The 21,324-nt window shown below is 47.3% G+C and carries 11 protein-coding genes and 1 tRNA gene; 7 read left to right on the top strand and 5 right to left on the bottom strand.

The window, feature by feature from the left end:
- Positions 1–13 precede the first annotated feature (13 nt).
- The 5 genes from GO493_RS29795 to GO493_RS29775 all read right to left on the bottom strand — a co-directional run bounded on the left by GO493_RS29795 (position 14) and on the right by GO493_RS29775 (position 10,350).
- The gene (locus GO493_RS29795; RefSeq protein WP_157309895.1) at positions 14–3,181 is read right to left on the bottom strand and encodes a SusC/RagA family TonB-linked outer membrane protein; all 3,168 of its coding nucleotides are present in this window, start codon (positions 3,179–3,181) and stop codon (positions 14–16) included.
- Positions 3,174–4,217, bottom strand: a complete 1,044-nt coding sequence (locus tag GO493_RS29790) for a DUF5007 domain-containing protein (protein ID WP_157309894.1) — start codon at positions 4,215–4,217, stop codon at positions 3,174–3,176. The genes GO493_RS29795 and GO493_RS29790 overlap by 8 nt, the downstream gene beginning before the upstream one ends.
- Positions 4,218–4,234: 17 nt before the next feature.
- A complete protein-coding gene (locus GO493_RS29785) occupies positions 4,235–5,815 on the bottom strand; it encodes a carbohydrate-binding protein (protein WP_157309893.1) in 1,581 nt (526 codons plus the stop codon).
- 123 nt (positions 5,816–5,938) lie between these two features.
- Complete coding sequence (locus GO493_RS29780; RefSeq protein WP_157309892.1) at positions 5,939–7,450, bottom strand: RagB/SusD family nutrient uptake outer membrane protein; 1,512 nt, start codon at positions 7,448–7,450, stop codon at positions 5,939–5,941.
- Complete coding sequence (locus GO493_RS29775; protein ID WP_157309891.1) at positions 7,450–10,350, bottom strand: SusC/RagA family TonB-linked outer membrane protein; 2,901 nt, start codon at positions 10,348–10,350, stop codon at positions 7,450–7,452. The genes GO493_RS29780 and GO493_RS29775 overlap by 1 nt, the downstream gene beginning before the upstream one ends.
- A gap of 706 nt (positions 10,351–11,056) precedes the next feature.
- On the opposite strand from GO493_RS29775, the gene GO493_RS29770 reads away from it, so the two are divergent.
- From GO493_RS29770 to GO493_RS29740, 7 genes are all read left to right on the top strand, one after another.
- Positions 11,057–12,577: a hypothetical protein gene (locus GO493_RS29770; protein ID WP_157309890.1), complete on the top strand. Its 1,521-nt coding sequence runs from the start codon at positions 11,057–11,059 to the stop codon at positions 12,575–12,577.
- A gap of 100 nt (positions 12,578–12,677) precedes the next feature.
- Positions 12,678–13,274 (top strand): TetR/AcrR family transcriptional regulator, encoded by a 597-nt coding sequence (locus GO493_RS29765; protein WP_157309889.1) that lies wholly within the window; start codon positions 12,678–12,680, stop codon positions 13,272–13,274.
- Positions 13,275–13,365: 91 nt separating this feature from the next.
- The gene (locus GO493_RS29760; RefSeq protein ID WP_157309888.1) at positions 13,366–14,529 is read left to right on the top strand and encodes an efflux RND transporter periplasmic adaptor subunit; all 1,164 of its coding nucleotides are present in this window, start codon (positions 13,366–13,368) and stop codon (positions 14,527–14,529) included.
- A 23-nt stretch (positions 14,530–14,552) separates the two neighbouring features.
- Positions 14,553–17,699: an efflux RND transporter permease subunit gene (locus tag GO493_RS29755; RefSeq protein ID WP_157309887.1), complete on the top strand. Its 3,147-nt coding sequence runs from the start codon at positions 14,553–14,555 to the stop codon at positions 17,697–17,699.
- Between the two features lie 6 nt (positions 17,700–17,705).
- Positions 17,706–19,109, top strand: coding sequence for an efflux transporter outer membrane subunit (locus GO493_RS29750; RefSeq protein WP_157309886.1), 1,404 nt, complete (start codon positions 17,706–17,708; stop codon positions 19,107–19,109).
- A gap of 201 nt (positions 19,110–19,310) precedes the next feature.
- Positions 19,311–20,885 (top strand): S8 family peptidase, encoded by a 1,575-nt coding sequence (locus GO493_RS29745; protein ID WP_157309885.1) that lies wholly within the window; start codon positions 19,311–19,313, stop codon positions 20,883–20,885.
- Positions 20,886–21,045: 160 nt separating this feature from the next.
- Positions 21,046–21,116: transfer RNA gene (locus GO493_RS29740), tRNA-Gln, on the top strand.
- Positions 21,117–21,324 lie beyond the last annotated feature (208 nt).

Below are 21,324 nucleotides of genomic sequence, written 5' to 3'. Positions count from 1 at the left end.
TTCATTTAAAATGTCAGAATTCAACATTCATCCCGAAATTGTAACTGCGGGGAATAGGATACCCTCCAGACTGATCACGCCCCATGGCAGATACATTCTCCGGATTAGGCCCGCTGTACCCCGAGAAAGTGACCAGGTTATTACAGGACAGGTACATACGCACAGAGTTGATATTATACCGGTTGGTAAATTTCCTGTTCAGCAGATAAGCCAGCGTTACCGTGTTGATCTTGAAATAGGAACCATCTTCCTGGATGAGCGTCTGGTTATAACGGTAGGGATTGATATCCTTATAACGCTGGTAATCGAAAGGATTAGGATACGATGGATTGCCGCCACTACCCTTCCAGTAATCTACCTCCTTGAAATCTACCACAGCCTTGGCTTTGTATGGGTCCCCCAGGAACTGCATTCTTTCAGCGAACGCATTGTTCAGGATATCCCTGATCAGCGTAAAGGAAGTACTGAGATTAAGAGAGAAGTTCTTCCAGTTTACGTACGACTGCAAACCACCGGTAATAAGCGGCTGGGAATTACCCGCAGGCACCAGGTCATTATCATTCAGAATATAGTTACCATCTACATCTTTCCAGATAGGATCGCCGGCCCGGAAATAAGTACCGCTGGCAGTACGGTAACGCTGCCCTGTGGCAGGGTCTACCGGCACATCCGCATCAGTAGCATAAACACCTTCGGTCTTCAGCAGGAAATTGGTAAGACTGTTCCTTCCCACCCGGAAAAGCGTATGCTGCTGCGTACTATTATCATACTGTATCAGCTGCCTCGCGCCATCAGGCAGATGTGTGAGGATATCCTTGTTCAGGGCAGCATTCACAGAAACAGTCCACTGTACCTTACTGGTACGCGGCAATGGCCGGAAGGTCATCGTCAGCTCATAACCATAGTTGATAAGCGAAGTCTCATTGGTGGTGATCTCATTAAAACCCGTCATGTTAGACAACGGCTTTGTACGCAACAGGTTCTTCACCGTTTTATAGTAAGCGTCAAAGATCACTTCCACCCTGCTCTCAAAGAAACCGGCCTCTAATCCGAAGTTATACTGCGTAGTAGCCGTAGGTTGCAGATAAGTATTGGGCAGCTGGTTAAAGTTGATGCCCAGCCGCGGATTTGCATTGTATGTACCCCGCGGGTCATACGTTCCATAAATGGAAAAGATATCGCCGGTAGGTACAATGTTCTGTCCCCAGCTACCACGCAAAGAGCCATAAGTCAGCCACTTTGCATCCGTCAGTGCAGCTTCCTTATTGAAGTTCCAGCGTACGCCAATAGCAGGGTTCTTTGAATAAGGATCTTCAAAACCGGAGCTGGAAGTACCATCCATACGATAGCTCAGGTCTAACACATACTTCTGCTTGTAGTTGTAGGAAAATGTTCCCGCAAAGGAGGCCACATGCTGTTTGCTGTAGTTATCCAGGAGACCCCCTCCACGGGATGCCCATCCATCATAGCCCAGCGGCCCTTCATATTGGTTATTCGGCGTTTTCTCCTGCCGTATAACCTGGGCCTGGAATCCTCGGTTATAGAACTCGTTAAAGGCTGAGATGAAGAAGTTATGATTGTCATTCAGTGTGTAGAAATACGATAATGTATTACGGTTGTATAATGTGAACTTACGATCGTTATAAGCATAGATCTGCGAGAAATCATTGTTCGCTTCCGCAGGAGTAAACCTGTCCTCCGTATTGGAAGCATAGTCATAGCTGACGCTGGAACCGGCATTCAGACCTTTCAGCAACTGGTAACTTACATCCAGGCTGGCGCGTACATTGGCGGTCTTGTTATCATTCTTTGTTTGCAGGGAAGATAGTATACCCGATGTACTCTGGTAATAAGCCGGTCCCGGTAACAGCGAAGATGCAGAAGCATTGTCAGACACCCCGCTTTGCGTAAGCCCATTCCCATCTCCCTTGTTCCTCTTACCTACCTGCGTAGATAACGTAGTAAACACCCTGAACCTCGGATTAGGCTGATACAGCATATTCGTGTTGATAGAATACCTGTCAAATCCTGTATTACGGATCACACCATTTTCATGATAGTAACCCAGGTCTACCTTATAGTTGAATTTAGGATCACCACCACTGATATTCACATTATGCGTCTGGTTGTATGTAGTACGGTAAAATACGCTCTGCCAGTTGGTAGAATTGTTATAATACGGGTTGAGACTGTCTGCCAGGAACGGTGTATCAAATATCCTGTAGATATCGTCCATATTCTTACCGGCATATATCTGCGCAATACGCAGCCGCCTTTCATCCACACCACCTATCGTACTGCGCAGCTGCGGCGGATTATTGATAAAGAAATTACCGGTATAACGCACCAGCGGAACAGGAGAGCTACCCCTCCTCGTTGTGATCAGTATCACACCATAAGCGCCACGGGAGCCATACAATGCGGTAGCCTGGGAATCTTTCAGCACTTCCATGCTCTCCACATCTTCAGGAGGAATGAGAGATAAAGGGCTTACACCAGGACCGGCGGATTGATACCCGTATTCAAAATTAGCATCTGCCTCTATGGGCACACCATCTATTACATACAACGGAGAAGTGGGCGATAGAAAAGCATCATTACCACTGCCCTGCATAGTAATATTGGAAAGGCCCCTGATCTGTATCATACCTCTTCCACCAGGCGTACCGGTATTATTCTGGATATTCATACCAGCCACACGTCCCTGCAGCAACTGCTCTATGTTAGAAACAGGAACGTCCTGCAATTCCTTGCCACTTACAATCACGGCAGAACCGGTAGTTACCTCCCTGGTCTTTTTCTGGTAACCGATGACAACGGTCTCGTTCAGCTTATTCTCCGTCACCACCATGCGCACAACCAGCTCACGCTTACTCTGCGATCTTATTGTATAATCAGAGAAACCTATATAACGGAACACCAATGGAGAACCCGGCGTCACATTCACACTGAATGCGCCGCTGGCATTGGTCACGCCTACTGCCTTGGGAGGCGAACCAGCCATAATGCTCACACCTACCAGCGGTTCATTGGTCTGTGCATCCCTTACCATACCGGTGACCTGCACTTTCTCCTGAGCGTGCAGCATAAAGCCCGGCAGCAATAACAACAGCAGCAGCAAGCATTTATTAAAACGGAAACATTGCATACCAATATTTTTAATAGTTGTTAACTTATTCATCTCTGAACCGGGGATTATTACGGAAATAGAATATGATCTCCCAGTCTCCCTTCTGATAGATATTGAAGTAGAGATCTACCACACCGATCTCCCTTATATTGCCAAAACCCAGTCGCGTAAAACTGAACTTCACATACGCCTGCGATCCGTCACCATTCGTATACCTTGTCTTATACCTGATCAACGGAACAGGATACGCCACCTGGTAACTGACCGCATCCTTCATCATTACCTTATCAAAGCCATGCAGCAGGGAATCCCAGGGAGTGAGGTTAAACAATGTGGGGTTCATAGGCAATGAATCCTTATCCATGAATTTGAAGGTGAGAGAATTGCCCTCTCCTTTTTTATGGAAATGCACACGTACACTGTCTGATTTCAATCCCAGGCCGGTACCATCATCTACAATACCATAAACACCGGGATGATTGTACTGAAGCACGAAAATGGAAGAATCGCCGGGCTCCGGGTAAGTAGCCCTGTGCAGCCCTGTAACCGGGTCATACTCATAGGGTGCATAAGGTTGCTCCCGCAAGGGCATAAGGGAAAGGTTCTTATAAGTATTTTTTCCTCCGGTATTAGATGCCTCCACGTCAAAAAGATAGCCGGAATCAGGCTGATAACGCATGGCGGTAGCGTTTGCTTCCGCCCATAGTATAAAATCGCCCGATTCCGGTCTGATCTCCCATGCGGGATGTTTCTCCAATGTCCGCTTACTTTCAATTTCAGCGATCGACTTCTCCTCACCGGTATATGCCTGCTTCCACGCCAGTACATCTACCTGCTGGTCAAGATCAGTTGTTGGTTGCCCATCCTTTTTGTAACGCACATTCAATATCCTGAACGAAATAGGTGTTGAAGAGTTATCTGTGTTGAAGATCTGCAGGAACTGCGTAGTCCTTCCCAGCACAGGAGAGAACTGGTTCCGGTTGTACACCGCCCGTGGACTGAGATAATCCAGGTCGTCCGGGGCCGACTTACGGCAGGCGGCCACCAGTATGAATGCCAGTAAATAAATGGTAAGTATGCTTCGCATGGGTTGTTTTTTACGATTTAATTCAAGGCCCTGAAAGTGACAGACTTTACATCAAATCCGCCATTATCCACATAGAACTGCATTACATGCACTCCCTTGGTGAGATAGACAGAACTGTTCACCACCTTTCTTTTATGATGATCTGAAGTATTAGGCACCTGCACCGTTCCCGTTGCATTCTGCCCGTCAAATGATATATGGAATTTGCCATCGTCCCTGTTGGTGCCCACCAGCGTAGAAACAGTATAGAAGCCGGTTTCCTTTACTTCCACAGTATAATTCATCCACTCTCCCGTTTCCGTCCATCCTACCTGGTAACCGCCTCCTTCATTCTTTGCAAAGTCTATATCCACCCCTTCACTTGTACGGTATTTATTACCGTTATTACCGGTATTGGCATCGTGATAGGCTACTCCCTCCCCACCCTGGTCATAGTCTTCCATTGTGATCACACCAGGTATGGTCATAGGCTGGTCTTTTCTGACAAACTTCAGGAAACGCAGATCATAGATAGCATAGTCATAATAGATCCTCATCAGGTGCCGCCCTGCTGTAAGCTGCACGGTCGATTTAATATCCCTGAATGACTGATAAGAACCACTGGCCGGCATAATGAAAGCACTGCCCACAACAGGCCTGCCATCCATTTCCAGGTGCAAACGGCCGTTGTCATTAGCCGTACCATAACGCAATGTCAGATCATAGGCGCCAGACGTTGTTACTTCAACACTATAGTCCATCCATTCTCCCGTTTCTGTCCATCCAACTTTCAACCCTCCCTCTTCAGAAGTGGCAATGTCCACCTGCTCTGCCGGACGGTATTGCCCGCCCTGGTTGTTGAGGGAAAAATCCAGGTACCCTACCTTATTTCCGCCCCGGTTATACTGTTCCAGCCCTATCACACCCGGAATGAACATAGGAAAGTCATTCCACGGCGTAGATACCGTCGGGTTCATACGCAGAATAAATTCATCAAAACCAAACATGTGATCTTTCTCTATCACATTCACACGGCCTGTGCTGGTCTGAATATCTATAGCCACCGTACTGCTCTTGCTCCATCGGTTAGTGTAGATCACTCCTTTGGTATCACTATAGGTAATTATTCCCGGTCCACCACCAACATGGCCCTCAGCGTCCGTCCTGCTAAACTTCCCGTGCATAGGATACCCATACCTGATGGCAGACAACAACAGCCCATCCTGCAGCTGCATACGGCCGGAAGTAACAGTGTCCCTTATAATATAACGGCATACCAGTGTGTCCAGCTGCTCATAAGGTACAGAGCTGATATAGATATAATCCCTGTTCTGTATCCTGCGCAGCGTATTCATATTTTCAACAGCCTGCTTAAAGCTGGCGTCTGAAGGAGCAAAAACAGTATAACGGCCTGTTTTCAGGCTATCTGTCAGCTGTAAACGGTCTACAGCCAGCAGGAAAGAATCATACTGATGTTGTGCCTTCAGGAACTCATACGTGTTACCTTCAAATACATTTGATCCGTTACTGTAATCATAATATCCTCTGTCCTTCCGGCATCCTGTATAGAACAGCACACAGGCAAAAAGCACTGCCGTTAATAACTTGATATAATGCATGACTGTTAGTTTATCTCTGTTTGAATCTTTTTTGCCAGCCGCGGGCCAGCTCCACTCTCTCAGAAAACAGGTTTTACCGGAGGCGAAACCTGTTTTTTGAGCAGTTCTTTCGCGCCGTGCACCCTACTGCCAATAAGGGTTCTGGGTTATCAGCGGATTTTGTGCAATGATCTCTTCCGCCACAGGCCAGTAAATACCACCACTGGCTATCAGCTGCATAAAAGCAGGGTCCTGCTGCTTGATCTTATGATAGCGTATCAGGTCAAACCATCTCCAGCCCTCTCCCATCAGTTCTTTACGGCGCTCCCTGAATATGGCGTCTATCAGGTCTCCTTCCCTGGCGCTGTCATAACGCCTGATCTTACGCAGGTCTCTGATGGTATTAAGAAGATCTATCGCCCTTTGCTGCTGACCAATCACTGCCAGCGCCTCTGCCTGCAGCAGCGTAATGTTTTCCAGGCGGGTAACAATGATAGTGCTGGAATATATCCTGAAAGAAGGGTCAGATGTATTGCCGTCCTGTATCACTTTTATTTTACTGAAAATGGGCACCAGGCTGTTGAAGTTGGAAAAATAACGTTGTGATGCAGGTGCACCGGTCAGCGTATCCAGGCTGAAACGCTCATCCTGCGGCTGATCAAATATGGAGAGAATAGTATCCTTAGGTATATAGATGTCAGGCAACGCTTTGTTAATAACAGGCTTGGCCAGGGTCATCTCTTCCAGGTGACCTGAAAATGAAGCGTCCACATGTCCCCAGTCAAAATTGAAAGCCAGGATATGATTATCTTTCTTCCATTTGAAGAACCCGTCCCTGTTAGCCAGCTCGTCCGTACCAATATAATAGCTGCCACCCTTGGAATAGTTGTCCAGCACAAACTGCCCGTACACAGAAGCATCTACATACTTTCCCTGCCAGGCGGCCACATGCGCCAGTATAGCATAGGCGCTGTGCTTCCGGGCCAGCACGCCAGACCACCGGGTATTGCTCTCATTATAATAAGCGCCTGATTGCTGAGGATCGTCAGCGCTGTATTTATAAGGCAGGTCTTCCGCCGCCTGCAACAATTCCTTTTCTACAAATGCAAGTACGGCCTCTTTCTTTTCCCTTGCCTTAGGGGCAAATTCTCCGTCATGTGATGAGGTGATCAGTGGCACATCTCCCCATATAGAAACCAGCATGAAATAAGTGTAGGCCCTCATAAAACGCATCTGTGCAATATCCACCCGCATGTTCTGATCAGAGTATTTAGGATCTCTCTCCTTCACTTCTCCAACATGCTCTAAAAACATATTGGCAGCGTTGATCACTGCATAGAAACGGCGCCAGTTGGCGAGCGACTGTATCAACGGATAAGAGGCACGCAGATCATTACGGATGATCGCTTTCAGGTCCTGCCGTTGCAGGGAGTAGAAGTCGCCCTCTCTCAACTCCCCATACATCCACCAGGCATTGTTATCTGCCACAGCAGCACGCGCCAGACCATACACACTTATCAGCGCATTACGCGTGTCCTGGTGAGAGTTCCACATATTCTCCTCAGATACCGCATGAGAAGAATTAATATCAAGTAGCTTATTACAACCCACCCATGTACAGGAGCAGATCATCAACAGAAAAAATATTCTTTTCATCAGAGGTCCATTTTTAAGCCAATGGTGTAAGATTTAGGCATAGGCAATCCATAACCGTTGTCATAGCCGTTAAAGTCTGCCTGCTCAGGGTCTCCGCCGCTATACGGCGTAATGGTGAAGAGGTTATTGCCCGTGGCATATACCACCAGTTTTACAATACGCCCTTTCTTATTCCACCATTTTGCAGAGGTAAGATCATATTGCAGCGAAAGGGTGCGCAGCTTCAGGAATGCCGCATTTTCCAGGAACAATGTCTGATCTGTACGATAAGCGTCCACCGTACTCCACGGATTGTATAGAGGGTATTTATCGTAATTGCCGGCCTTTGACCAGAAGGTGATCTCCTTTACGGCGCTCATATCTATCTTTCCTTCCCGGTTAATGAAGTCAAAGTGATTGGCCATTTCCTCATTCATGATCTTATGCCCCAGGGCATAATAGAAAGCGCAGCCCAGCGTAAAGCCCCTCCAGTAAACATCACTGTTAAACCCACCTGTGATCACAGGCAGCGCATGACTCTTCATAACTTTATCCTTATCGTCTATCACATAATCTCCGTTAATATCATTCCACCTCGGATCTCCGGCCAGTATAGGAATACCTTTGTAGTTCAGGGATTTTCCACTGGCAGGATTTACCGGCACATCCGCGTCCCTGTTATAGATACCTTTGTTTTCCAGCACCCAGTACTGATCTATGGAATAACCCGTTCTTAGCATACGGCTGCCATTCCCTACTTTCAGCTCTTTCAGCCCTCCGGGCAATGCCAGCAACGTATTCCTGTTATAGTTCAGGTTAGCGCTTACCTGCCATTGCAGGTCGCTCTTTTCTGGTAGCAGATAGGCGCCGGCAGAGATATCCACTCCCCTGTTACGCACTTTCATACCGTTCTTATACTGGAAATTGTAACCGTATTCAGCGCCAAAAGGTATGCCCAGCACCATGTTATGATCTATCTTGTTGTACACGTCTGCAGAGAGATTCAGCCTGTTCCCGAACAAGGCTGTATTTACGCCAACCTCCAGCTGCTCCATATAAGGCCAGGTGATACCGTAACCAATGTAGCCTGACGAATAGGCGCGGCTGATGCCTGGAAAACCGTTATAGGAAAAGCGTACAGGGTTATTACTGAATGAAAGGTCCGACAGGTATTGGGGCCCTTCTCCAAAACGGTCGTCCGGCATCAGCCTGCCCACCCGGCCCCAGCTGGCATGCACACGAAGGGCATTGACAGCTGCTTCATCTTTCAGCCAGGTGTTTTTTACATTGAGACCTGCAGTGAATGTGGGCGTGTACAACCACCAGTTGTCCGGCTGTGCACTGGAAGAACCATCTGCGCGGAATAACGCAGAGAGGTCAAACTGGTCGTTATAATTATAAACCGCCCGTCCGTAAAAGGACAACAACCGGTGCCGTTGCTTATCGAGGAAAGTAAAGATCAACGCATGGTTGAATGATTTAGGCGAAAGATATTCGTCTTTCGTATTGTCAGAATGAAGAAGGTTAAGACGTATCAGGTCATTCGGACCTTTATACGCATAAGCATAATTATACCGGTTAAAATCTGCCTGGAAGGTTTCTCCCGCTTCCAGCGTAACATGATGCTTACCCCAGGTATGCCTGTAACGCAGGGTATTATTGAAAAGCACCCGTTGGTTATAACCAAAATAGTTGGAGAGATAGTTCACTGTTTCCAGCAATGTACTGGGATAGAACAGGTCTCTCAGCCCCTCGTTATAATCAAACCCGAACATGGACGTAAAGTCCCAGCTGTTGCCAAAATCAGCCCTGAGCCTGAAGTACCCGTTCACTTCATTGGTCTTGTTATCATCGAACGATTTATCGAATTCATTGAGATAAGCGCTGTAAGATGTTTTATTGGGCGGCAGCGGGTTGCTGAGGTCCGGCAGGTATTGCATTTCCGCAAAACGGTCCCGCAGCCAGGTGTTCCGCTTACGCTCCAGCCTCGTGGCATTGATCATTGCAGAAACGGTAAAGCCTCCCAACGGCATCATGTTGATCTTGAACATAGCGTTGTAGCGGTCCATAGCAGTGTTATCCGCAGCATTGCTGCTACGTTGTGTACCTCCGGCAAAGATGAAATTAGCCCTGCTGGTACCGCTTGAAAGGCTGGCATTCACACCATACACCGGTGTGTTGCTATAGTAAAGGTCCGTCCAGTTGGATGGTCCATAATAAGCACTGTTGGTAGAATCCCGCAGGTAAAGTGGGTAAGTCTGCAGCTGTTCTGTAGTAGCGTACTTATCGTAGAACTGCTGCCTGAAACTGTTCTCAAACCGCGCATTAGTGGTATAGATATGCGGCCTTTGCACCATACCGAAGTAAGTGTTGAAACTGATCCTGCGGATGCCTGAAACAGGCGTCTTCGAGGTGAGCAGTATCACGCCTCCGTTCGCTGCCCGTGGCCCGTATAACGCCGCTTTTCCCAGGTCCTTTACCACTTCCACGCTGCCTATATTATTCATATCGATCGCAGAAAGCAGGTTGGTGGCCGGCCCCAGGTGATTATAATCAAACAGCTGTATATCAAACGTAAAAGGATGGTCCATGATAAGCGGAATGCCATCCAGTATTACTGTAGGCTGCGCATCATACACATCACGCCTGTTGATGAAAGGAATAGCGCTGCCCCGCAACAACATACTGCTGAAAGCTCCAGGTTCTCCACCTGTCTCCTGTATGTACACGCCGGCTGCATTGCCTTTCAGCAGCTGATGCAGTGAAGAGTAAGGGTAAATATTTTCACGCTCCATCGAAACGGAATCTGTCTTCCCCGTTGTAACATGCTGCTGGATTGACTTTAGAGTGTCCTGCCCCCGGACAATAATTGGACAATACACGCCCAGGCACGTGATCAATATCCGTACAGATAAATTCATAGATGAAAATTTTTAAATGGCGACGGCCTCCGGTAATCGATTACTTCCCGTAATCGGCCATCCGTTTGCTTTTGGTTGATGCCAAACGTTTATACCGTTGGATAACATAGGGTGAACAACACAGAACCTGACCCGTGGAAACTATAACGTGGAATACCTGTATAAAACGATTTAGCTTGATGATTTCAGATCAATAGAAAAATACATTTAGGTTAAAAAATAAATCCTTGTGATTTTGGTAATGTACAACTTGAATTCAGCCGGCCGCAGGCGCTTTCTGGTTACTTTAAAACTTTCTCTCTTGCTACTGGTACTATAATTGTGATTAAGGTTGAACTACAATACTCATTCCATCCAGGGATTACTATAACGTGAACTAGGGAATCCGGTAACACATGAATAAAACCATGGTTCCTTTTAATTCCGATTCAAATATAGTGAGCCACTTTATAACTTTTTAGCCATTTTTCATTTGAAAAAGACATTCCCATTTTTGCCTTTATTTGTTTTGATTTTTATTTTATAGTGCAAACAAATATTATTTATCAACCAATTACAAAGTTGAACTTTAAACGGATATGCCATTTCTATTATACGTTTCAGACAATCCGAAAGCATCCGGCACACTATTGCAGCCACAGTAGCAACTATTGTTATTTACTTATTTTGTTCGCTGTGACTCCTGAAATTAAAAACCGACTGTAACATGGCTAAAGCTGATATGCTTGGCAGGCTTATTAATACACTTACAAAAGCAGAAAAGAGATATTTCCGTTTATACACTGCCTTGCAGCAAGGCAATAAAGATTATGTAAACCTGTTCGATCTGCTGGAAAAACAAGCCGTCCTTCCCGTTGCCGACCTGAAGAAAATGTTTCAACAGCAGTATCCTGGTTGCAGTTATGACGTATGTAGTAAGTACCTGTACAAAGTTTTACTTGATTGCCTCCTGCATCTGCGCATGCAACGGCATCCCGCCATGGCGCTGGCCACAGGCATATTAAAAAGTGAGATCCTTTTTGAACGCTCGTTGCATGAAGATGCCTTAAAACAACTGAACAAAGTGCAGGCATCTGCTGAAGAAAATGAGAAACACCTGCTGCTGCTCTGGGCACAACAACAGGAAATACAGCTGTTACACCTGCTTAATTTTCCCGGCATCACAGAAGAAGAGCTACAGCAAAAACAGGCAGAAATGCGGCAGACAATACATACCATACAACAGGTAAGACAACAGTCATCCCTATATGAAATATTACGGCATCGCTTGTTATACAGGGGCAGCACACGCTCCACACGTCAGCAGGAAGACCTCGATGAGCTGAACACAGCCATGCCTGCCCCACTGGCATCATCTGCCATAAGCATGAAGATACACCTCCTGTTCCAGGCGCATTACTACCTCATTTCCGGCGATCATGCCGCTGCACTGCGTGTATTCCACACCTTAAACGATCTGCTGGAAACACACCCGGCCCTCTTTGAAGATACCCCGGCAGATCACCTGCTGGTAATAGAAGGCATACTGGACAGCCTCCGGGCAGGGAAACACTATACCGAACTGTTACAGTTCCTGGATAAGGTAAAACGCTTCAAAGGCAACAGCCCCTATTTCGAAGTGATGCTGCAAAGACTGCTGTTCATCTATGAACTGGGCAGCTATATAGACAGCGGTAATTTTACCTCCGCCCTTCAGCTGCAGAAACAATATGCCCCCCTCCTGCAGAAACATATTTACCTGCTGGATATCAGCAAACAGGCAGAACTGCATCTTTATAAAGCGCTGGTATACCTGGGCAACGGAGATATCAACAATGCACATGACAGTATTGAACAGGTGCTGCAGCAAAGCAATCTTTACAGCTCTCTTCCCATCTACCGTACCTTCAGACTGGTACACCTGCTCATTCAGTATGAACTGGGCAACTACGATTACATACGCTATGAAACAAGGGCATTCCGCCGGCACCTGCAGCCGGATACCAAACGCTCTTACCTGCTTGAAAGGACCGTCATCAAATTTCTGAGCGCAGGAGAAGTACCTTCCGTTCCCTCTTTCCGCAACATGCTGTGGAAAAAGATCAATGCCAGCTTTGATAAGATCAGAGCTGACAAATATGAGCAGCAGCAACTCAGGATCTTCGACTTCTCAGCCTGGATAGAAGCCCGGCTCAAAAGAAAATCACTCGGTGAGATTCTAAAAGAGAAATACGAAAGAGGCGCATAAGAATGTAAAAAAATATTGTTAAAATGCCTACTCCTGTTTTTCAAAACCAGAACTTACCCTACCTTTGTTTGACAATTTTGTTAGACATTATTATAAAAGCATGGCAACCAGGGATAATAAAACGGAACAACACATTATTGATACTGCCATGCGCGTCTTTTTTTCCGAAGGCCGTTTAAATGCTACTACCCAGGACATTGCAGATGCTGCCGGGGTAAACAGGACACTCATACACTATTACTTCAGGTCCCGCGATCAGCTTTTTGACGCAGTATTTGAATGCGCCCGCCTGACCGCATTAGCCGAATCAAACAATATTCTCAGTGAACCGATCCCCTTCAGAAAGAAGATAGAAAAGTTCGTAGAGTCTTTCCTAAACAGGCTTAAAACCTATCCCTACCTCGAAATGTCTATCACCACCGCCTTCAACGAAATGAAGGAAGAAAAAGATGCCGCTTTCATGAACGGCCGCTCCCGGATGAAAGAATTCCTGAAAGAGATTCAACATGAAATGGATAAAGGGAATATACGAAAAACAAAGCCTGTCCATTTTATGATCAACCTCTTTTCCCTGCTGGTTTACCCCTTCATAGTCAGACCACTCAATATGCAATTATTCGGTTTGACTGAACAGGAATACGAAAAGATTGTTAATGAAAGAAAGAAAGTGATCATGGACCTCATTTTCGGTCAGTAATCCTCTATATCAACTTTATTACCATTGCCATTCCCCTGTACCTGTACGAGCAAATTTTTTATCTGGTAATTAACAAAAATGTCAAACTTATATGTTAACAACGAATGCATCTGGTTATTTATCCACAGCCTTTGCTGCATTGCTGCTTATCTCCTGTGGCAATAAGAAAAAAGCCGCCGGTGGCGGCCCCGACGCAGTCAAAGACTATGCAGTGGTCACCCTGACACCCCGGAAAACCACCATCCATTATGATTTTCCAGCCACCATACAAGGACAGCAGGTGATAGAGATCAGGCCCAAAGTAGACGGATATGTAGAAGCCATCTACGTGAATGAAGGCGCCACAGTTAAAAAAGGACAACTTCTATTCAAGATCAGCAATCCACAGTATGAGCAGGACGTCATCACCGCCAAAGCCAGCATCAAAAGCGCTGTGGCAGATGTAAATGCTGCACAGATGGATGTAAACAAGGTCAGGCCCCTGGTAGAAAAAGAGATTGTCAGCAAATACCAGCTGGAATCTGCTCAATATACCCTGGAAGCAAAACAGGCCGCGCTGGCACAGGCAAAAGCTACACTGGCCAACGCCGAGACCAACCTGGGATATACCATCATCAGAAGCCCCGCCGATGGCGCCATTGGCACTATCCCTTATAAGATAGGCGCACTGGTAAGCAGCACCAGCACCGAGGCGCTGACCACACTCTCCAACGTAGGCAAGATCTACGCTTACTTCTCCTTCAACGAAAAACAACTGCTGGATTTCTCAGAACTTGTACCAGGGAATACCTTACAGGAAAAACTCAACATCCTGCCTGACGTCTCCCTCATTCTTGCCAATGGCGCACAGTACAATGAAAAAGGAAGGATAGAGACCGCCAGCGGACTGATATCCACAGAAACAGGCACCGCCAGCTTCAAAGCCTCCTTCCCCAACCCCCTGGGTATTATCAGAAGTGGCGCCAGCGCCACAGTGCGACTACCAAGAACAGAAGATACCGCACTGGTAATACCACAGGGCGCCACTTACGAGCTCCAGGATAAACACTTTGCTTACGTTGTAGGAAAAGACAACTACGTTACCAGTGTTCCCATTGTTACTACTGCTAATGATAATGGTCTGTACTTTATCGTAAAAGAAGGCCTCAAAGCAGGTGACAGAGTAGTGCTGGAAGGCGTCAGCACATTGCGGGACAGCACATTGATCCGCCCCCGGGAAGTAAAAGCAGACAGCCTTTACAGCAAGAGTGAATAGCCCATCTTACAAAACATCAGATCATGCTAAAGAAATTCATAGAACGTCCGGTACTCAGTACGGTGATATCCATCATCATTGTCATACTGGGTATACTGGGACTTGTATCATTACCTATTGCACAATACCCGGACATTGCACCGCCAACGGTACAGGTGTCCGCCAGCTACACAGGCGCCAATGCCGACGTGGTGCTGAAAAGCGTGATAGTGCCCCTGGAAGAACAGATAAACGGCGTAGAAGGCATGACATACATGACCTCTACCGCTACCAACGAAGGCTCTGCCACTATCAGCATTTATTTTAATGTAGGCACAGACCCTGACCAGGCAGCCGTAGATGTACAGAACCGCGTATCTACCGCCTCCGCCCTGCTTCCGGCAGAAGTGACAGAGGCAGGCGTAACCGTTAAAAAACAACAGAGCAGTAACCTGCTGATCACCGCTATCTACAGCGATAACCCGGCATACGACCAGACCTTCCTGCAGAACTATGCTGAGATCAATCTCATCCCACAGCTCAAAAGAGTGAACGGCGTAGGTAACGCCAGCGCCTTCGGCACCATGAACTACTCCATGAGGATATGGCTGAAACCGGATGTAATGTCTGTGTACGGACTGGTACCGGCAGATATTAACTCCGCCCTGAACGATCAGAACATTGAAGCAGCTCCGGGTAAATTCGGAGAACAGGGAGGTCAGAGCTTTCAGTACGTGATCCGTTACAAAGGGAAGCTGCAGTCTATTCCGGAGTTTGAGAATATCATCATCAAATCCACCGGCGAAGGACAGGTATTACGCCTCAAAGATGTAGCCCGCGTAGAACTGGGCGCCCTCTCATACAACAGTATGGGTACGGTGAACGGTAAACCCGCTACCAATATCTCCATCAACCAGACAGCAGGCTCCAATGCCAGTGAAGTGATCAATAACAGTAAAGCCGTCCTGGCAGAAGCAGCCAAATCTTTCCCGGCCGGCATACATTATACACAACTGGTAGATATCAACAGGTTCCTGGACGCCTCAATAGAAAAGGTGATCCATACACTGATAGAAGCATTCATACTGGTATTCATCGTTGTATTCATCTTCCTGCAGGACTTCCGTTCTACTCTCATCCCGGCCATCTCCGTACCGGTAGCCATTATTGGTACATTCTTCTTCCTGAACCTCTTTGGCTTCAGCATTAACCTGCTCACATTATTCGCATTGGTGCTGGCCATCGGTATTGTGGTAGATGATGCCATCGTAGTGGTAGAAGCTGTCCACGCCAAACTGGATACAGGGTATAAGTCGTCCCGCAAAGCTGCCATAGACGCCATGAACGAGATATCCGGCGCCATTATATCCATTACACTGGTTATGTCTGCAGTATTCGTGCCCGTTACCTTCATCAGTGGTTCCACCGGCGTGTTCTACAAACAGTTTGGTATAACACTGGCTATCGCCATCATCCTTTCCGCTGTCAACGCGCTCACCCTGAGCCCCGCGCTGGCAGCCTTATTCCTCAAACCACATTCAGAAGAACATAAAAAGAAAAATCTTATCCAACGGTTCTACACGGCCTTCAACGCAGGGTTCAGCGTAATGACCGACAAATACGCCCGTTCCGTTTCCTTCCTCTCTGCCAGGAAATGGATAGTAATACTGGGCATTGCCATCTTCAGCGGTGGCCTGTATTATTTAATGAAGACAACGCCTTCCAGCTTTGTACCGAATGAAGACATGGGTACGATCTTTATCAACATCAGCATGCCACCCGCTACTTCTATGGAACGTACCACTGTTATTGCCACTGAAGTAGACAACATTGCACGCTCCATTCCGCAGGTCAACAACTCCCTGCGCATGGTAGGACAGAACATCCTGGCCGGCGCCGGCAGCTCCTACGCCATGGTGATACTTGAACTGAAACACTGGAATGACCGTAAAGGAGTGAGCAACGAAGACGTCATCAAAATGATCTGGCAAAAAACTGCGCACATACGGGAGGCACAGATACTGCCCATCTCCCTTCCCACCATTACCGGTTTTGGCATAGCCGGCGGGTTCTCCTTCCAGCTGCAGGATAAAGGCGGACATACTACGGCAGAGTTTTACAAAGTAGCCCAGGACTACCTGGCAGCCTTACAGAAACGCCCGGAAATACAATACGCTTCTACCACTTTCAATCCCAACTTCCCTCAATATCAGCTGGATGTAAATGTGGCTAAAGTGAAAGAAGCAGGTCTGCTGGTCAACGATATCATGAACGCCATGCAGGTGTATTATGGAGGTTACTACGCTTCCAACTTCAACCAGTTTGGAAAACAGTATCGCGTAATGATACAGGCAGATACAAACTATCGCGCCAATATTGCAGGACTCAACAAGATCTACGTACGCACCACAGGCAACAACATGGCGCCCATCTCTGAGTTTGTAACCCTGTCAAGGGTATACGGACCGGAAAGCATTTCCAGGTTCAACCTGTTCACGGCCATGTCTGTCAACGGCGCGCCCAATGCAGGTTACAGCTCAGGTGAAGCACTCAATGCCATTAAAGAAGTGGCAGATCAGACCTTACCTCCCGGGTATGGATATGAATTCTCAGGTATCAGCCGCGAAGAACAGAGCAGTGGTACACAATCCACCTACGTCTTCATACTCTGTCTCATCTTCGTTTACTTTCTGCTCAGCGCACAATATGAAAGCTATCTCCTGCCACTGGCGGTACTGCTTTCCCTGCCCGTAGGCCTTGCAGGTACATTCCTGTTTGCGAAGATCTTTAACATAGATAACAACATCTATACACAGATCTCCCTCATCATGCTGATAGGATTGCTGGCCAAGAACGCCATCCTGATAGTAGAGTATGCGGTGGAAAGAAGGCGCAATGGCATGCCCCTGGTCCAGTCGGCAGTAGAAGGCTCCAAAGCCAGGCTCCGGCCCATTCTCATGACCTCTCTTGCCTTCATTTTCGGACTGATGCCGCTGATGATATCTACCGGCGCAGGCGCCAATGGTAACCGATCCATCGGTACAGCTGCTGTAGGCGGGATGCTCTTTGGTACGGTGATAGGCGTATTCGTTATACCGGTGCTGTTTATCATCTTCCAGGCAATACAGGAAAAAGTAAGCAGGAAAAGAGAAGAAGACGAGGAAACTGCTACTCCAGTCATCACAAAATAGAAGTACATGAGCCATACACATATATTGAGTAACAGGAAAGCATTGCTGGTGGCTGCACTGGTTGCTATGACAGCTTCCTGCAAAGTAACAAAGCCTTATCAGCGGCCGGAACAGGTGGCAGACAATGCCCTGTACCGCGATGTCAATACCACAGACAGCGCCACCATTGCAAATATGCCGTGGCAGCAGCTGTTTACAGATACAGACCTGCAGGCGCTTATACAGGAAGGCATCAGCAATAACCTGGACCTGAAAATAGCCGTTGCCCGTATTAAATCGGCTTCCGCCAACCTGCAGCAAAGCAAGCTGGCTTTCCTCCCCACACTGGATGCAACGGCCAGCGCCACAAAGAAAAAGCTGTCTGTTACCCAGGGAGCAGGCTTCCTGGCCACCACCTCATACGAACTGTCCCTCTCCTCCAGCTGGGAGGCCGACATATGGGGGAAACTCCGAAGCACCAAAAAGGCTTATCTCAGCGCCTTCCTGCAGAGCGAAGCATACAGAAGAGCAGTGCTGACCCAGCTGATAGCAGACATTGCTACCAACTACTACGCCCTGCTGGCTTACGATGCCCAGCTGGCCATCACAGAAAAAACAGTGACCAACAGGATAGCTGATGTTGAGGCCATGAAGGTCCTGAAAGAAAGCGATGTAGTGACCGGCGCGGCTGTAGTGCAAAGTGCCGCCAACCGCTACTCGGCAGAGGTGACCATACCTGACCTGAAACAAAACATACGGGAAACAGAAAATGCCATCTGTATACTGCTGGGTAGGGCCCCGGCCCCCATTACCCGCACATCCCTTGATGCACAGGCCGTCAATACAGATCTGCATACCGGCGTACCGGCACAGCTCCTGGCCAACCGGCCGGACGTACAGCAGGCAGAATACCAGCTACGCTATTATTTCGAGCTCACTAACGTAGCCAGGACCTACTTCTACCCTTCCCTCTCTATCACCGCCACCGGCGGCTTGTCAAACACCAGCGTATCCAAACTGTTTGACGCCTCCTCTTTCTTTGGCAGCATCGTGGGCAGCCTGACACAGCCCATCTTCAACCAGGGATTGAACAAACAGCGGCTAAAGGTAGCAGAGGCCAACCAGGAAGAATCCCTGGCCACATTCCGGCAAACCCTGCTTACCGCCGGACAGGAAGTCAGCAATGCCTTATTTAAGTACCAGGCAGCGATAGACAAAGCGAAGATCCGCTCAGAACAGATCAACTATCTCCAGAAATCAGTCGATTTCACCAAAGAGCTCCTCAAATACACATCCTCCACTAACTATACCGATGTATTGACATCGGAACAAAGCCTGCTGGCCGCCCAGCTAAATAGCGTCAGTGACAAGCTCCAGCAGCTGCAGGCCGTTGTAAGCCTGTACCGGAGCCTGGGAGGCGGCTGGAAATAGGCCGTCAGGTAAGGGATAGCCGGCGGCTATCCCTTGCTTTTTAACATTTTCATACTGTTTTAATCCTTACCTTGCACAGCTATAGCCCCATCGAGAGGCACCAAAAAGTCACGAACAATAACCTATGACCATCAAACAATAACAATAAATAATCCCAATTCCAGGAACCAACCGGGTAAGGGCAGATCAATGAAACTAAATATGAACATTTGCAAGAAAGCAGCAGTTGCTGCCACACTTTTACTCTCAGTGTCAGCTGTTTATGCCCAGACTCCTAACTGGCAGAACATGGACCTGCAAAAAGATTCCGTATTCGGCGTCAGCGTAGAAAAAGCATATACAGAACTGCTGAAAGACAAAAAGTCCAAACCGGTTATTGTTGCTGTAATTGACGGTGGTGTAGATACCACACATGAAGACCTCAAAAAGGTCCTTTGGGTAAATACAAAAGAGAAAGCCGGCAACGGTAAGGATGATGATAAGAACCATTTCACAGATGATATTAACGGCTGGAACTTTATCGGTTCCACCAAAGGCAATGTGGATTATGACAACCTGGAGCTGACTCGTCTTGTACGCCAGCAACAGACTAAATTCGGTAGTCTGAACAGCGTTCCTGCAGATACTGCCGGGCTCTACCAGTACAAACAACTCCGTTCAAAATATGAGCAGCAGCTCAACGAAGCCCAGCAAACCCTTGCCGGTATTTCCGGCTTTGTAGGTATGCTGGACAGCATGCTGGCCCATATGAAAAATGATAATCCAACCCAGGCAGATCTCCAGGCATACAACCCGCAGAACACAGGCGAATCCAGGATCAAACAGGTAATACTGGAACCGCTGCAGCGCTACCCCGACTTTAAAACCTTCAGGGAAAAAGAACTGGACGCCGCAGTAAAACATTACAAAGAACAGGTAGACTACCAACTCAACCTGGAATTCGACCCCCGCGCCATAGTTGGGGACGACTATAACAACGCTAAAGAAAGATACTACGGCAGCAATGACGTAACCGGCCCCGGTGCCGATCACGGTACCCACGTTGCCGGTATCATTGCCGCATCAAGGAATAACAGCCTTGGTATAAACGGTGTAGCTGACAATGTTCAGATCATGTGCGTACGCGCCGTTCCTAACGGCGATGAAAGAGATAAAGATATTGCCAACGCTATCCGCTATGCTGCAGATAACGGCGCTAAAGTGATCAATATGAGCTTTGGCAAACCTTACTCTCCCAATAAAAAAGAAGTGGATGAGGCTGTGAAATATGCCATCTCCAAAGATATACTGCTCATTCATGCAGCCGGTAACGATGGCCAGAATACTGACAGTGTAGCCAACTATCCTAACCGCATTTATGCTGACGGTGGTGAAGCTACCGCCTGGATCGAAGTAGGCGCCTCCGGCCCTGATGATAATGAATCTCTCGTAGCTCCTTTCTCCAACTACGGTAAAAGATCTGTTGACGTATTTGCTCCCGGTGTAGCGATCTACTCCTCTACGCCCGGTTCTCATTACGACTATCACGATGGCACCAGTATGGCAGCTCCCGTTGTTTCCGGTATTGCCGCACTGATCCGCTCTTATTACCCTAAACTGACTGCTCTGCAGGTAAAGGAGATCATTACAAGATCTGTAGTGAAAGTACAACACCCCGTAGCTGTCATGGGAGATGATGAACAGCAGCCAAAAGAAGTACAGATGACAGATCTGTGCCGTACAGGCGGTGTGGTAAATGCCTATAAAGCATTACAGCTGGCAGCTACTTATAAATAAATTCCCTCACAAAAAAACGGGTTTCGCCAAAGGCGAAACCCGTTTTTTTGTGAAGTTTTCTCTAACCACCTACAGCAAATCAAACTGACATATTATTTTTTAAGATTTTTTTTGTTTTTAAACAGAAAAATATAACTTTGCACTCCCAACAAAGGGAAACTGCCTGATAGTATAACGGTAGTACGACAGACTCTGACTCTGTTTGTCTTGGTTCGAATCCAGGTCAGGCAACTCGAAAAAACGAACCTTTTTTTAAACCGCTGAAGAATTCATTCTCAGCGGTTTATTTTTTTTAGATTCTAACCGCTCAAAAAGGGATCAAGTTGAAAACTTGGGGGGAAGATCAAAAAGTTGTTTTTTTGCAGCTCATTAAGAAGCAACAACTTGGATCAGAACTATCGACAGTTAATGGAATTTCTTCTCCCAAAGGGACTTTTAG

Origin of the sequence: Chitinophaga tropicalis (genome assembly GCF_009758205.1) — a bacterium.
GTDB lineage: Bacteria > Bacteroidota > Bacteroidia > Chitinophagales > Chitinophagaceae > Chitinophaga > Chitinophaga tropicalis.
Note: the sequence above shows the minus strand (reverse complement) of the source record. Positions and strands in the feature narration are given on the sequence as shown.

Excerpts from the sequence above, each read along its gene's own strand:
- GO493_RS29785 (WP_157309893.1), bottom strand. The coding sequence starts at position 5,815 with ATGCATTATATCAAGTTATTAACGGCAGTGCTTTTTGCCTGTGTGCTG.
- GO493_RS29750 (WP_157309886.1), top strand. The coding sequence starts at position 17,706 with ATGAGCCATACACATATATTGAGTAACAGGAAAGCATTGCTGGTGGCT.
- GO493_RS29765 (WP_157309889.1), top strand. The coding sequence starts at position 12,678 with ATGGCAACCAGGGATAATAAAACGGAACAACACATTATTGATACTGCC.
- GO493_RS29760 (WP_157309888.1), top strand. The coding sequence starts at position 13,366 with ATGTTAACAACGAATGCATCTGGTTATTTATCCACAGCCTTTGCTGCA.
- GO493_RS29795 (WP_157309895.1), bottom strand. The coding sequence starts at position 3,181 with ATGAATAAGTTAACAACTATTAAAAATATTGGTATGCAATGTTTCCGT.
- GO493_RS29775 (WP_157309891.1), bottom strand. The coding sequence starts at position 10,350 with ATGAATTTATCTGTACGGATATTGATCACGTGCCTGGGCGTGTATTGT.
- GO493_RS29755 (WP_157309887.1), top strand. The coding sequence starts at position 14,553 with ATGCTAAAGAAATTCATAGAACGTCCGGTACTCAGTACGGTGATATCC.
- GO493_RS29770 (WP_157309890.1), top strand. The coding sequence starts at position 11,057 with ATGGCTAAAGCTGATATGCTTGGCAGGCTTATTAATACACTTACAAAA.
- GO493_RS29780 (WP_157309892.1), bottom strand. The coding sequence starts at position 7,450 with ATGAAAAGAATATTTTTTCTGTTGATGATCTGCTCCTGTACATGGGTG.
- GO493_RS29745 (WP_157309885.1), top strand. The coding sequence starts at position 19,311 with ATGAACATTTGCAAGAAAGCAGCAGTTGCTGCCACACTTTTACTCTCA.
- GO493_RS29790 (WP_157309894.1), bottom strand. The coding sequence starts at position 4,217 with ATGCGAAGCATACTTACCATTTATTTACTGGCATTCATACTGGTGGCC.